Below are 14,379 nucleotides of genomic sequence, written 5' to 3' on the forward strand. Positions count from 1 at the left end.
CTAAAGGCTCTTAGGAAGATACGTTTTTATGGAGGAAAGGCTCTTGGTCAATGTTTTCGCACGACTGCCTAGCCGCGCGCTCGCAGGGGTGGGATTGAGTTTTGCCGTCTGGTATTCAAGTGACACGGCCTTAGCCGCCGAGACGTTCAAAGACCCTCAGCCCTTTGAGGCACAGTATCGGCTTGAGGTTCGCGGCTGGCCGGGGGCAACTATTACCCACCGTCTCTCTAATGAGGGGAATCACTGGTTAAGCGATATGCGCTTTTCAGTCACCGTGGCACGCGGGCAAGAATTCAGCCGCTTTTCTCTGAACGATAATGATCCCCACGCGCTGCTCTATAGCAGCAGCTATTCGTTGCTCGGCGTAGGTGACAGTTATCAATTGGGCGAACGGGATATTCCCAACTTAGACCGTCAGACCGCACTCTTTGACCTATCGCGCCGAGCAGGTCACGAAAACTGCACAGAGAGCGCCCCTTGCGATATTGAGTTTGTCGATCACAAAGGGCGTGATGAGCATTTTCAATACTATGTTGAAAAACAACGGGTAGCTGACCCCAGTAGCATTGGGATGCCGGGCGACGAGTTCGAAGCCCTCAACGTATCGCTCATTGATGTGGAAAAGCCTGATCGCCTGCTACAGATCCGTTTTCACCCTGACTGGCCCGGCCTGATTCTATCGGTGGTGTACCAAAAAGAGGGCAGTCGTGAAACACAGCTCACATTGACTAACTTCAACCCAAACGGGGGCGCGACGCCCTAAATGCTATCGGGTTTATTGATTGTTCTACTACCGCTTTTACTCGGCTATTTGGTTCGCGTTCGTTCCACGCAGCTGCAAAACCTGATCAACCGAGCGGTTAATAGTTCGGTCTATCTAATCCTACTGTTCATGGGAATAAGCCTTGCCGGGCTTGAGAATCTATCTAGCCAGCTTTCACGCCTGGGCGGCAACGCCCTGCTGCTGTTTAGCATTACCACGCTATTCAATTTAGCAGCACTATGGTGGTTATCGCGCCGTTTAACGCTTAAGGCAGGCAACTCGCCAGTGGTCAAAGACGCCCCCACCAGCAAGCTGGCGGCCATGCAGGGGTCGCTGCTGTTGGTCGCCGTGGTGGCTGGAGGTGTGATTACTGGCTTGCTGCTAGGGCCACACCTGGGCGAAAGACTTTTCAACAGCGCAGATTTACTGGCCGAATGGGTGCTCTACCTGCTGCTAGCCCTGATCGGCTGCCAGCTGCGTAACTCTGGTATGCCACTAAGGCAAATCTTACTCAACCGCATGGGGCTGGCGATTGCGGTGACACTGGCGCTAAGTTCCCTGCTGGCAGGTTTAGCCGCCGCCCCGCTACTCTCGCTAAGCTGGAACGAAGGGCTGGCGATGGCGTCAGGCTTTGGCTGGTACTCGCTCTCGGCCATCTTGATAGGTGACCAGCTAGGCCCGCTGATGGGTGGCGTGGCATTTTTCAACGACCTGACCAGGGAGCTGCTGGCATTTATCCTGATTCCGCTAGTGATCCACCGCCATACCGCACTGGCGATTGGCTACGGCGGCGCCACCTCCATGGACTTCACCCTACCGGTGATTCAACAGCACGGCGGCGTAGCCTGCGTGCCTATTGCCGTGGTCAGCGGGTTTATTCTCTCGCTACTGTCACCACCGCTAATTCTGTTTTTTCTCTCGCTTTCGGGTTAGCGATAGTGGGCATTGATTAGTTAGGATAAGCAGCACTGTCTGTTTAACCGATCACTGCCCAGGATGCCCGCCCCTCATGCTCAACGGAATTTGGTTAAGCTTCTTTATCGCTGCCTTTGCCGCCTCTCTTTGGCAGTGGTTGATTGGCGGCGATAGCGAAGTGTTCGCCCGCCTGGTGCAGTCTCTATTCGATATGGCACGCGTCAGCGTCGATATCATTCTGGTGCTACTAGGCACCATGACGCTATGGCTGGGGTTTCTTTCGATTGCCGAAAAAGCCGGTTTGATTCGCCTGCTTGGGCGGGTGCTCGACCCGCTATTCTGCCGTTTAATGCCTGAAGTGCCTCGTGGGCACCCTGCGATGGGGCTGATCAGTATGAACTTCGCGGCGAACATCCTGGGCCTGGATAACGCCGCCACGCCGATTGGCATCAAGGCAATGCACTCGCTGCAGAGCCTTAACCCCAGCAGTGAGACCGCCAGCAACGCGCAAATTCTGTTTCTGGTGCTTAATACCTCATCGCTAACGTTATTGCCGGTAACCATTTTTATGTATCGCGCCCAGCAAGGCGCCGCCGACCCAACGCTGGTGTTTTTACCTATTCTGCTGGCGACAACGGCCTCTAGCCTAGCTGGGCTTTTGGCAGTGGCGATGATGCAGCGCTTAAAACTGTGGCAGCCCGTGGTGCTAGCCTATTTATTAGCTGCTGCTCTAGCGTTGGGGCTACTGATCACCACGCTGGCAGGTATGTCCGCCCAGGCGCTGGCCGCGGCCTCTACGCTAGTCGGGAACCTGACGCTATTTAGCATCGTGATGATGTTTCTAGTGGTCGGCGCGTTGCGTGGTGTCAGAGTGTATGACGCTTTCATTGAAGGCGCAAAAGAGGGGCTGAGCTTTACCATCACACTGCTGCCCTACTTGATTGCCATGCTGGTGGCGGTGGGGGTGCTGCGCGCAAGCGGCGTGTTAGACGCTGGCTTAGGCGGTATCCGCTGGATAGTAGAAGGCTTTGGCTGGGACACCCGCTTTGTGGACGCCCTGCCCACCGCCTTTGTGAAGCCTCTTTCCGGTAGCGGCGCCCGCGCCATGATGATTGAAACCATGGATACGTTCGGTGTCGATAGCTTCCCAGGCCTGCTCGCGGCCACCATGCAAGGCAGTACCGAAACCACCTTTTATGTGTTGGCGGTCTACTTCGGTGCGGTAGGCATCACGCGTATCCGTCACGGTCTGGGCTGTGCACTAGTGGCAGACTTCGCAGGCGTTACCACCGCCATTGCAGTGTGCTATTGGTTTTTTGGCTGACAGGCGTTAATAGGCTTTCGTTTGTTGAGCGCAGCGTCTACCTTTCATATAAGTAAAAACAGGGTCTGCAGGCAGCAGATCTAGAGCTATCGTTATGCAAAGGAAATGCGTTTCAACACTCGTCGCTCCCGGGTGTTAACCGCTCAAGGATGAAAGGTGAAATATGGCAGGCGCCAGCACTATATGGATTGCGCTCGCCGCTTTTTTCTGGGGAATTTCCGGAGGAATTGCGGGCATTCTATTAGACAGCGGTTGGGATCCGGCTGTCGTGTCATTTTATCGAGGGTTTGTAGGACTTCTCTTCGCGCTTGTTTGGCTACTGTTTCAGCGTCGGCATAGCGGGCTGAACAGCAGGCAGCTTTGGTTCTGGTCGGTGGTAGCGGGCCTTGGCGTGGCAGGCAACTTTACGTTCTATTTCCTGAGTATTGAGTATGGCAATGTGGCGGTCGCGGCCACCTTGATGTACTGCGCTCCTGTTTTTGTCTATCTCGTTTCATTTGCCTTGAAGCTTGAGCGCCCTACCACTGCCAAATGGCTTGCCATTGCGCTAGTGATGGTGGGTGTGGTGTTGCTAACCAAGCTGTATGCCATTGGCGCTAGCGACCTCTCGCTGATGGGCGTGGCTGCGGGTCTGCTTGCCGGGCTCTCCTATGCCGTTTTCATTTTTGGTTTTAAATACGCGGCACCCCATGGTACTCCCCAGGCAATACTTTCGGTTGCCTTTACCGTACTGGCCATCACCCTGCTGCTACCAACGGATATTAATCAGGCGGTCAGCGTCATCAGCGCACCTGAACTACCACTGTTTGTAGCGCTGGGCATTCTTGGCGCTGGGCTATCTTTTTTGCTGTACGTGGTAGGTATCAAGCATGCGGCACCTGCATTAGCCTCCATGGTGGCCATGGTGGAGCCGGTCACCGCCACGCTGTTTGGGGTCGCAGTGTTAAGCGAGAGCCTGGGTATTATTCAAATGGTCGGCATGGGGATCATATTAATAACCGTCACCGCGTTGAGCATTTCCTCCCGCTAATGGGCTTAATGGCTACACTCACCGCGCATGGACGCACTCAATGCCTTGCGCAGCGCTGGCCCTACGAGCCCTTGCCCAATTAACACGGTGAGCTTCGCGATGGCGGCTTCCAGGGTGATATCGCTGCCGGCAATCACGCCCGCTTGATTAAGCGCGGCACCGGTGGCATAAGCGCCCTGCACCACCTCGCCTTGGGCACACTGGGTCACATTAAGTAGCGCTACGCCTCGCTCATTGGCCGCCTTGAAGGCGTTAAGCAGCTCGCCTTCAAAGCTAAGCGGGTTGCCAACCCCGTAGCTATACAGCACCAGTCCTTTTAGCGTTTTATCCGCCAGCAGCGCCTTGGCACGGCGCAGCGACATCCCTGGGTGCAGCGGCAGTACCGCAACCGCCTCGTCGTCCACGTCAATAGGCGCAAAATTGGGTAGTCCGCTCAGCAGCGCCGAGGGCTGGGGAAAACTGATGCCAATGCCCAGCTCGGCAAGCCAGGGGAAGTTGGGTGATTCGAAGGCATCTAAGCCTTGAGTGCGCACTTTGCGGGCCCGGTTACCGCGCAACAGCCGGTCATGAAACGCCAGGCTGACTTCGCAAGGTGTCGCGGGGTGAGCCGCAAGCTGCAGCGCGCTGACCACACTGTTCAGCGCATCGCTTCTTGGCTCACCCAATGGAATTTGGGAGCCGGTGAAGATCACCGGCTTGTTCATCGCACCGAGCATAAACGAAAGCGCGGCGGCGCTGTACGCCATAGTATCGGTGCCGTGAAGCACGACAAAGGCATCGTAAGCCTGCCAGTGCGTCTCCAATACTGCCACTAATCGATTCCAGGCCTCGGGCATTAACTCGGCGCTATCAATCAGCGGCTGCATCTCAATCACATCAAACGCTGGCAGCCGGTAAGGGTCACCCAGCGCCAGATGCGCCGCCAGGCGTTCGGCCAGCCCCGCGCAGGGTATATAACCTTGTGGCGATGGCTGCATACCAATCGTCCCACCGGTATAGAGCATCAGTACGCGGGGCATGGCGCTCCTCTCCTTATCAGTACAATCTAGGTAACTGCTTACTTCGCAGGCGCGCCTTCCAGGCGCTGTTTTAACGCTTCAGCCTCTTCGGGCTCGAGCTCCCAGGCTTTCGGATCCAGGTCGAGATCGGGATGCTGGTTGGCATCAAAAATCGGCTGTTTGATGCCCTGCCGACGCTGCACATCGAAGTCTTTCAAAATGCGCAGGCCGCACTTGAACAGTAGAATCAGCGCGATCAGGTTGACCACCGCCAGCAGGCCCATGGTGACATCAGCAAAGCCAAACACGGTGCCCAAATCGGTCGTCGCCCCCCAGCAAACCAGCAGCACGATAGCCACGCGGAAAGCGTTAAACAGGTTCTGGTTGTCGCGGCTGAAGAAGTTAAGGCTGTTCTCGCCAAGGTAGTAGTTGTAGAGAATAGTACTGAAAGCGAATAGCAGCAGTGCCAAGCTGACAAAAGTACGCCCCCACTCGCCCACATGGTCGGCCAGTGCTGCCTGTGTCAGAGCGATGCCCTCAACGCCAGCACCCGCAGTGGGATCATAAGCACCACTAAGCAGAATCAAAAACGCCGTGGCCGAACAGATAATCACGGTATCGATAAAGACTGAGAATGCCTGCACGATGCCTTGGTTGGCCGGGTGTGGCACGTAGGCAACAGCAGCAACGTTGGGCGCACTGCCCAGCCCCGCTTCGTTAGAGAACAAACCCCGCTTTAAGCCCATCATAATCGCCGCGCCGATACCGCCACCAATCAACGGCTCAAGGCCAAAGGCACTCTTCACAATCAGCGTAATCACACCAGGGATTTCGCTAATATTCATGGCGATAACCAGCAGCGCAATAGCGATATAGCTCACCGCCATAAAGGGCACGAGAAACTCAGATATACGTGCAATACGCTTGATGCCGCCGAAAATAATCAGCCCGACCAGCATGGCAAGACCAATGCCGCTATACAGCACCGGCACGCCGAAAGCATCGCCGAAAGAGGTGGCCACCGCATAGGATTGCAGCGCGGTAAAGGCAAAGCCGAAGGTCAACAGCAGCAGTACCGAGTAGAACGCAGCCAGCCAGCGCCACTGCTTACCCAGCCCTTTAACAATGTAATACGCAGGGCCGCCGCGATAGGTGCCGTCACCTTCGGCTTCTTTATAGGTCTGTGCCAGGGTGCACTCCAAAAAGCTGGTAGCCATACCCATTAAGCCCACCAACCACATCCAAAAAATCGCCCCTGGGCCGCCCAAGGTAATCGCAACCGCTACGCCGGCGATATTGCCGCCACCGACACGCCCGGCCACCGAAAGCACCAGCGCCTGGAACGAGCTTAAATGGCCGTGTTTATTACGCTTAAAGGCTTGGCCGGATCCGAGGATACGAAACATCTCACCGAAATAGCGAAACTGCACAAAGCGGGACGCAACGGTAAAACCGATGCCAACACCCACCAGCAGCACTAGCAGAACCTTCCCCCACAGGAGGTCATTGAGCATATCGAGCATGTGATTCTCTCCGCGTTTTTGTATTAGCGTTATGTTGGAATTCGCGTCGTTTTGAAGATTGCGCGTTTGGGATACGCGCCGCGGAGAACGTTTTACCAAGCGTGGGGGAGGATTAAATTTGGCGCAGCGTTGCAGTTGTATGCACCCACTGCATCAGCCGGTGCGTCAGAGTGCATCAGGTGTACCGTCAGACCTTCTCGGCAATGCGATGGGCTAGCTTATGAATAAAGGGGCCGCTGATAAACGCGATGATCCCAGCAGCAGGCCAAGCAAGGAGCCATGCATGCATCCAAATAGCCACAAAATCGGGATGAGCACCGATATTCACGTAAGTCACCCAGGCCGACATCATCAGTGAGAGGGTGAACGACATCAGTAGCGCGAAAATAATTCTGTGTTTCATGGGGTGTCCTTAAGAGCTTTATTTAACTGGGACAAGGCTATCAAACACCCATTACGGTAATATATGCCAATATATAAGAAACCATTTTACAGAATTGCAAAATGCGAAAGCCTTCTCTGGATGACCTGAACATCTTTATCGTGGCTGCCAATCAGCACAGCCTTACAGCGGCGGCGGCAAAACTAAAGATGACTATTGCTACCGTGTCGCGCCGTATTAGTGCACTGGAGGCCACGCTAGGCGTAGAGCTGCTCCATCGCTCCACCAAAGGGTTGACGTTAACGCCCCACGGTGAGTCCTATTATCGCGAGTGTGAAGAGCTAGTGCTCGCCCTTGATCAGCGTATTTTGAATCTGGATCAGGCGCTGCATAGCCTAAGCGGGCCGTTGAAGATTATGGCACCCGTCAATCTGGGCAGCGGGCCGCTAGATGCGTTTTGGCGACACTTTATACACCACTACCCTGACATTGCGCTGACGATCGAACTCGATAACAACGTAGTCGATATTCGCGACCATCAGGCGGATATTGCCCTTCGCTCCGGGCCACAAAAAGATTCGACGCTGATCCAAAAATACCTGGGCTATATAGAGCCGATTTTAGTAGCTTCACCGACGATGAAGCACTCTCTTCCCCATACGGTTGAAGAATTGCAGGCGTGCCCCAGCGTGGCAGCCAAAATGTTTAGCGAGTGGCAGCTGTTCCACCAGGCGGGCAGCCAGCACGCTTGCCATAAGAGCCACTTTCATATCAGTAACGATATGAATATTGTGCTAAACCTCACTAAATCGGGCGCAGGCGTCGCCTTAATGCCCGCCAGTATGGTCGCGAATAGCTTACAAACGGGAGAGTTAATACGGATACTTCCTGAATGGCAGGGGCGCCACCGAGAGATCTTCTTGGTATGGCCCTACCGGCGTAGCCTTTCAGCGCGGGCCAAGCTGTTTCGCAGCGAGTTAACCGAATTCCTCAGCCGCCAATCCTGGTTCCACTCTGCTGATTAGACCGTCTGTTCGAAGCAACCAAACAGAGCAAGCTCTGCTAGCGCCGTCACGCCAGCAGAGATCTATCGCCGCGTTTGGATAATGCTTAAATGCCCGCTTTAGCCGCCCGTGCCGCGTGAAGCTTCTTATAGCTTTCGATCAAGCGCTGATGGCGCTCCAGGCCTTCTAGCTGCATGTTAGTGGGCGTTAGGCCATGGAAGCGCACTTCTCCACTCACCGAGCCAACTACAGCCGCCATGGTCGCTTCACCGAACATGCGCTGGAAGTTGTGCAGGTAGTCTTCGAGCGCCAGTTCATCATCCAGCACTATTTCCAGAACCGCATTCACTGCCTGATAGAACAGGCCGCGCTCGACGGTGTTGTCGTTGTACTGCAGGAACATCTGCACGCAGTCCAGCGCCTCTTCATGGCGCTGGAGCGCCAGATAGACCAGTAGCTTCAGTTCCAGAATGGTTAGCTGGCCCCACTCGGTGTTCTCGTCGAACTCGATACCAATCAAGGTGATGATATCGGCGTGGTCATCCATCTGACTCTCTTCCAGCCGCTCGACCAGATCAGTGAGTTGATCGTCATCCAGGCGGTGCAGATTGAGAATATCTTCGCGGTAATCCAGTGCCTTGTTGGTGTTATCCCAGATCAAATCCTCGATCGGATACACCTCGGAGTAGCCCGGCACCAGAATGCGGCATACCGGCGCGCCCAGGTCTTCGTGTACCGCCATATACACTTCGGCACCCAACTCTTCAAAGATACCAAACAGCGTCTCGGCTTCTTCCTCGTTGCTGCCGGAGAAGTCCCACTCGCTGAATTCAAAGTCAGGTTTAGCGCTAAAGAAACGCCAGGAAACCACGCCTACCGAGTCGATAAAGTGTTCAACAAAGTTATTGGGCTCGGCCACGGTTTGCGAGTTAAAAGTCGGCAGCGGTAGATCGTTCAAGCCCTCGAAGCTGCGGCCCTGGAGCAACTCGGTAAGGCTGCGCTCCAGCGCCACTTCAAAGCTTGGGTGGGCGCCAAAGGAGGCAAACACGCCGCCAGTGCGCGGGTTCATCAGCGTGACGCACATCACCGGGAACTGCCCACCCATGGAGGCATCTTTGACCAGCACCGGAAAGCCCTGGGCTTCCAAAGCGTTGATGCCCTCGACAATGCTGGGGTACTTCGCCAGCACCTCCTGAGGCACATCCGGCAGGGCCAACTCCTGCTCAAGAATTTCGCGCTTGACCGCCCGCTCGAAAATTTCCGAGAGGCACTGTACCTGAGCTTCCACCAGCGTATTGCCCGCACTCATACCGTTACTGAGGAACAGGTTTTCGATCAGGTTGGAGGGGAAGTAGATCGTTTCACCATCCGACTGGCGCACAAAAGGCAGCGAAACAATGCCCCGGTCTTCACGACCCGAGTTGGTATCGATCAGGTTTGAGCCGCACAGCTCGCCTTCCGGGTTGTAGATCGACAGGCAGTGCTCATCGAGAATCTCCGCCGGCAGTTCGTCGTTCGGGCCCGGTTTGAACCACTTCTCATTGGGGTAGTGAACGAATTCGCTACCCGCAATCTCTTCACCAAAGAACTGATCGTTGTAGAAAAAGTTGCAGCTCAGGCGCTCGATAAATTCGCCCAATGCCGAGCACAGCGCGCTCTCTTTGGTGGCGCCTTTGCCGTTGGTAAAGCACATGGGGGCAGCCGCATCGCGGATATGCAGCGACCAGACATGGGGCACGATATTGCGCCAAGAAGCGATCTCGATCTTCATGCCCAGGTCGGCAAGGATCGCACTCATATTGGCGATGGTCTGCTCCAGCGGCAGGTCTTTGCCCTCAATGTAGGTACTGCCGCCTTCCGGCGCGCCCATCAGCAGCGCCTGGGCGTCTTCGTCTATGTTCTCGACCACTTCGATCTGAAACTCAGGGCCGGTCTGGACGACTTTCTTCACCGTGCAACGATCAATGGAGCGCAGCATGCCCTCGCGATCTTTTTCAGAGATGTCATCCGGCAGCTCGACCTGGATTTTAAAAATCTGCTTGTAGCGGTTTTCCGGGTCAACGATGTTGTTTTGCGACAGGCGGATGTTCTCGGTGGGAATATTGCGCGCGTTGCAGTACACCTTGACGAAGTAGGCGGCGCACATGGCCGATGAGGCCAGAAAGTAGTCAAACGGCCCGGGCGCCGAGCCGTCGCCCTTATAGCGAATCGGCTGGTCGGAGATGACCGTAAAATCATCGAACTTAGCCTCCAGGCGGAGGTTGTCGAGATAGTTAACTTTGATTTCCATGAGCGGGCGTCCGGGGTAATGAGTGTGCCTGAGCTGTTAAATGCATAAGCCGGTAGGCGAATGGCAGCCATTATCCAGTTTTTCACCCGCTTCGTCTTGGGCCATCGCCCAAATCATCTACCACTCGTCGTGCGAAAACGACAGTGCTTGTTACAGCAGCTCTCTGTGATCTGTTCAGGAGAGGAAGGAATTACTGCGCTTGCATCATACGCTCTGCCTCAGCTTCGCTGACCCCGAGCATCAGTAAAATCTGCCGTTGTGTGGCTATCAACACCTGCTTGCGCTCCACTTCCCCCGGCAGACTTTTGGCAATGGCGACGGCTCCTACCAGGGAGGCCAATATAACCCGGGATTTATCAGCAATCGCGTTGCGGTCAGTGGCAAAAGGGAGTTGCTTCAGCTTACTCAGCGCTATCAACCGGGTTTCAAGCATCTTTTTCATACTCATATAAGAAGCTTCAAACAGGGTGCGGATTTCTGCTTTTTCACTGCCTATTTCGTTGAACAGTACCGCTTCTGGCCCCGGTTTATGCTTAGCTTCCAACTCTTGAAGATTGCAGTAGTTGGCGACTAATTCGGTTAAATGCTGTAACGAAAGCGGCCCTTTTACCAGCCTAGCCGCCCGACTGTTATCAATGGTCAGGCGAACAGACTCATGGTAAAGCGCCTCTTTTGAAGCGAAATGGGCATAAAAGGCGCCGTGGGTCATCTTTGCTAGCTTCATGATCTGGCCAATCGACACCTTTTGAAACCCATTGCGACTAAATAGCTCTGTCGCCGAAGCCAAAATGCGCTCTTTGGTTTTCGATTTATGGCTTTTGGGGTAAGGCATATCCACCTCGTCGTGCGTCACGCTAAATATTATCTTGATCATATACTGCCCATTGCTAGGGTGACCATATCAATAAATTAGGAGTCACTATGCACTCACCTATCGTGATTACCGGCATGGGCATGGTCAGCCCGCTCGGCAACAGCGTCAATATAAGTTGGCAGCGACTGGTTAACAGCCAGTCTGGCATCAGCACCATTGACCGCTTTGACACCAGCAATATCCCGATCAAAATTGCCGGGGTGGTGCCTAGCATTAACCAAGACCCCAGCGGCGGTATTGACCTGAATGAAATAGCCGACCCCAAAGAGCAGCGCAAAATGGATCTGTTCAGCCTTTATGCGTTAGCGGCAGCCCAAGAGGCGCTATCACAAGCCAACTGGTTCCCCGCTGAGCAGGCACAAAAACGCCGAACGGCCACCATTATCGGTTCTGGCATTGGCGGCTTCCCGACCATTACCCAAGCCCAAAGGACACTTGCTGAACGCGGCTATCGCAAACTCTCTCCCTTCACGGTGCCCGCCTTTCTAGCCAATTTAGCGGCTGGCAATCTCTCCATTCGTTATGGCTTTCAAGGCCCACTGGGTTGCCCGGTAACGGCTTGCGCAGCGGGTCTACAGGCCATTGGTGACGGCATGCGCATCATCCGCAACGGAGAAGCCGATGTTGCCGTCGTAGGCGGCGCTGAGGCGTGCATTGACCCTCTTTCGCTCGCCAGCTTTAACGCCTTAAAGGCCGTATCCACAGAAGCAGACAATCCGGGGCGGGCATCAAGGCCCTTTGATAAAGCCCGGAACGGTTTCGTGATGGGAGAAGGCGCTGGCGTTATGGTGATCGAAACCCTTGACCATGCCCTTGCGCGGGGTGCAACGCCGCTAGCACTAATCAGCGGCTACGGTACCAGCGCGGATGCCTACCACCTGACGGCAGGCCCAAAAGATGGGGCTGGCGCCGCAGCAGCGATTCAAGCAGCGCTAGGGATGGCGAACCTATCTACTGATGCCATTGACCATATCAATGCCCACGCCACCTCTACGCCCGTTGGCGACCGAGCTGAAATTGCTTCATTGCGCAATGTATTTGGTGAGCGCTTGCCCGCTATCCCGATTTCGGCAACGAAAGCCGCCACAGGCCACCTATTAGGTGCAGCGGGGGGCATAGAGAGTATTTTTTCTGTCTTGGCCGTCAATACGCAGCAACTGCCACCCACCATCAATCTTGAGCAGTGCGATGACGATATGCAGGATTTGACCTTCGTCACGGCGACTGGTCAGAAGCACTCCACCCAGCATGTATTGTGCAATGGATTCGGTTTTGGTGGCGTCAATGCAGCGCTTATCGTCAGCAGTATGGAGCGTTAAAGGCGAAAGTAGATGAACCGATCTGCTGTCAGGCCATGATCGGTTTTTTTAAATCCTATTATTATCCTTCCTGGCGTAGAAACGGCAGCGCTTCCTCAAGCAATAGTTCGGGAATCTCCTCGGCAATATAGTGGCCACATGGGAGCGCTTTGCCGTCGACTTGAGTGGCTACCTTGCGCCACTCTGTCAAGGCATCAAAGCAGGCTTCAATGGCACCTTCGGCGCCCCACATCACTTTTAACGGGCAGGTGAGTTTTACCCCTGCATCGATATCCGCCTGATCATGCACCAAATCAATCGTGGCGCTGGCACGGTAGTCGCCGCAAATACCGGTGGCGGTGCCAGGGAGGGACAAGCAGCGCTCGTACTCAGCCAGCGCTTCTGAGGAGAAAGGCGCCATGCCGGCACTGCGGGCGCCCGTTACACTTTTAAGGTATTGAGCGGGGTCACTCTGAATCAGCCTTTCCGGCAGCGGCTGGGGGCGAATCAGAAAGAACCAGTGCCAGTAGCTGCGCGCAAAGGCCTCATTGGTGCCACTATACATGGCAAGCGTAGGGGCGATATCCAATAGCACCATGCGCTCTACGCGTTCAGCGTGGTCAACGCCTAAACGGTGGGCAACCCGCGCACCGCGATCATGGGCTAGCACTTTAAAGTGCTCAAAGCCCAGCGTATTCATCAGTTCTGCCATATCGGCAGCCATGGCGCGTTTGGAATAATTAAGATGCTCGGGATCGTCGTCGGGTTTACTGCTGTCGCCGTACCCGCGTAGATCTGCTGCAATGACAGTGAAGTGCTGGGCAAGCTCTTCCGCGACGTTGTGCCAAATTACGTGGGTTTGAGGGTGTCCGTGGAGCAGCAGTAGCGCAGGGCCACTGCCGCCCTTGCGAAACGTGATCTCGACGCCGTTAACGCGGCGCTGCAATTTTTCAAACCCATGAAACATGGTGTACTCCTGGTTTGCTGCAGAAGCTTTTTGCTGTGCATGTTAGTAATGTAGCTGACTATTATATAGCATAGCTTTTTACGCCAGCGAGCCGTCAGACACGGGGTGCTCGGAAAATGGGAAAGCGTTGCACTCTGGGGCGTGAACCATCACATTAGGCAGCCACGACATTAAGAGAGTCGACACCCCATGCATGACGATTTTGTGGCCAACCTGCGCCTGCTCTGTAGCTACTACCCGTCCATTGCTGAGATCTGTCGCCGTTTAACGATTAACCGTGCTCAGTTTAACCGCTACCTGAGTGGGCGCTATCGCCCCAGCCACGCGGCGCTTCAGCGCATTTGCCACTTTTTTGGCGTTAGCGCTGAGGATATTGCGCTCCCCCATCACGATTTTCGAGCATTGGTACAAACCGGCCAGCTCAATAGAGAAGCCACCCCAGCAACGCTGCCTTGGCCTAACGCGCTGATTCAGCGCGGCAGCGAAGGCATGGAGCGCTATATAGGTCGCTACTTTGAGCTTTATCACTCCATGTCCCGTCCGGGGCAGTTGATGCGTACGTTGGTTTGCCTGGAACAGCGTGAAGGCGGCGTGGTGTATCAGCGCACTGAGCGGATGCAGACCACGCCCGGCGCCCGCTCATGTCACAATCGCTATGTGGGTACCGCGGTGAAACTTGCAGATCGATTGTTCTTAATGGATCACGAAACCCTTAATGGCCATGAGATCACTCAGACCATTCTGTTTCCGAGTTTTCAAAGCCAGGTGACGCGTTTAACCGGCTTAAAAATGGGCGTGGCTGATAACAGCGAGCGCATGCCCTGCTGCGTGCGAGTGGTGTATCAGCGCCTGGACGAGCAAGTCAGCCTACGCGAAGCGCTGGCACAGTGCGGTTTAATCGCCCTGGATGACCCTTCACTCGATGATGCCCTCATAGCTGCAACCCGAAACGATGTGGCCACTGACGAGCATCACTTCCGTGCTCGTCACTAGGGCGCAAGCGAGAGGGAA

General features: G+C 55.0%; 13 protein-coding genes. 7 read left to right on the top strand and 6 right to left on the bottom strand.

The window, feature by feature from the left end:
- Positions 1–28 precede the first annotated feature (28 nt).
- The 4 genes from ACFIOZ_RS16365 (at position 29) to ACFIOZ_RS16380 (ending at position 4,032) form a co-directional block, all read left to right on the top strand.
- Positions 29–763 carry a hypothetical protein gene (locus ACFIOZ_RS16365; RefSeq protein ID WP_386079718.1) on the top strand — a complete coding sequence of 245 codons (735 nt, stop codon included), beginning with the start codon at positions 29–31 and terminating at the stop codon, positions 761–763.
- Positions 764–1,696, top strand: coding sequence for a lysine exporter LysO family protein (locus ACFIOZ_RS16370; protein WP_386079719.1), 933 nt, complete (start codon positions 764–766; stop codon positions 1,694–1,696).
- Positions 1,697–1,772: 76 nt separating this feature from the next.
- On the top strand, positions 1,773–3,002 hold the full coding sequence (locus ACFIOZ_RS16375) for a nucleoside recognition domain-containing protein (RefSeq protein ID WP_386079721.1): 1,230 nt from the start codon (positions 1,773–1,775) through the stop codon (positions 3,000–3,002).
- A 163-nt stretch (positions 3,003–3,165) separates the two neighbouring features.
- On the top strand, positions 3,166–4,032 hold the full coding sequence (locus ACFIOZ_RS16380; protein WP_386079722.1) for a DMT family transporter: 867 nt from the start codon (positions 3,166–3,168) through the stop codon (positions 4,030–4,032).
- A 5-nt stretch (positions 4,033–4,037) separates the two neighbouring features.
- Here ACFIOZ_RS16380 and ACFIOZ_RS16385 read toward each other — a convergent pair whose 3' ends face one another.
- The 3 genes from ACFIOZ_RS16385 to ACFIOZ_RS16395 form a co-directional block, all read right to left on the bottom strand.
- A complete protein-coding gene (locus ACFIOZ_RS16385) occupies positions 4,038–5,051 on the bottom strand; it encodes an asparaginase (protein WP_386079724.1) in 1,014 nt (337 codons plus the stop codon).
- A 38-nt stretch (positions 5,052–5,089) separates the two neighbouring features.
- Positions 5,090–6,553, bottom strand: a complete 1,464-nt coding sequence (locus ACFIOZ_RS16390; protein WP_386079726.1) for an alanine/glycine:cation symporter family protein — start codon at positions 6,551–6,553, stop codon at positions 5,090–5,092.
- A gap of 187 nt (positions 6,554–6,740) precedes the next feature.
- On the bottom strand, positions 6,741–6,956 hold the full coding sequence (locus tag ACFIOZ_RS16395) for a DUF2798 domain-containing protein (RefSeq protein WP_386079727.1): 216 nt from the start codon (positions 6,954–6,956) through the stop codon (positions 6,741–6,743).
- A 101-nt stretch (positions 6,957–7,057) separates the two neighbouring features.
- On the opposite strand from ACFIOZ_RS16395, the gene ACFIOZ_RS16400 reads away from it, so the two are divergent.
- Positions 7,058–7,960, top strand: coding sequence for a LysR family transcriptional regulator (locus ACFIOZ_RS16400; RefSeq protein ID WP_386079729.1), 903 nt, complete (start codon positions 7,058–7,060; stop codon positions 7,958–7,960).
- 85 nt (positions 7,961–8,045) lie between these two features.
- Here the strand turns inward: ACFIOZ_RS16400 and ACFIOZ_RS16405 are convergent, their stop codons facing one another.
- Together ACFIOZ_RS16405 and ACFIOZ_RS16410 are read right to left on the bottom strand one after the other, a co-directional pair.
- Positions 8,046–10,229 (bottom strand): OsmC domain/YcaO domain-containing protein, encoded by a 2,184-nt coding sequence (locus ACFIOZ_RS16405; protein ID WP_386079731.1) that lies wholly within the window; start codon positions 10,227–10,229, stop codon positions 8,046–8,048.
- 190 nt (positions 10,230–10,419) lie between these two features.
- Positions 10,420–11,103 (bottom strand): TetR/AcrR family transcriptional regulator, encoded by a 684-nt coding sequence (locus ACFIOZ_RS16410; protein WP_386079733.1) that lies wholly within the window; start codon positions 11,101–11,103, stop codon positions 10,420–10,422.
- Between the two features lie 47 nt (positions 11,104–11,150).
- On the opposite strand from ACFIOZ_RS16410, the gene fabF reads away from it, so the two are divergent.
- Positions 11,151–12,422 (top strand): beta-ketoacyl-ACP synthase II, encoded by a 1,272-nt coding sequence (gene fabF, locus ACFIOZ_RS16415; RefSeq protein WP_386079735.1) that lies wholly within the window; start codon positions 11,151–11,153, stop codon positions 12,420–12,422.
- Positions 12,423–12,483: 61 nt separating this feature from the next.
- On the opposite strand, the gene ACFIOZ_RS16420 is transcribed toward fabF, so the two are convergent.
- Complete coding sequence (locus ACFIOZ_RS16420; RefSeq protein WP_386079737.1) at positions 12,484–13,368, bottom strand: alpha/beta fold hydrolase; 885 nt, start codon at positions 13,366–13,368, stop codon at positions 12,484–12,486.
- 189 nt (positions 13,369–13,557) lie between these two features.
- Between ACFIOZ_RS16420 and ACFIOZ_RS16425 the strand changes: the two genes are divergently transcribed.
- On the top strand, positions 13,558–14,361 hold the full coding sequence (locus ACFIOZ_RS16425; RefSeq protein ID WP_386079739.1) for a helix-turn-helix domain-containing protein: 804 nt from the start codon (positions 13,558–13,560) through the stop codon (positions 14,359–14,361).
- Positions 14,362–14,379 lie beyond the last annotated feature (18 nt).

The organism is Vreelandella sp. F11 (assembly GCF_042466685.1).
In the GTDB taxonomy this organism is placed as follows: domain Bacteria; phylum Pseudomonadota; class Gammaproteobacteria; order Pseudomonadales; family Halomonadaceae; genus Vreelandella.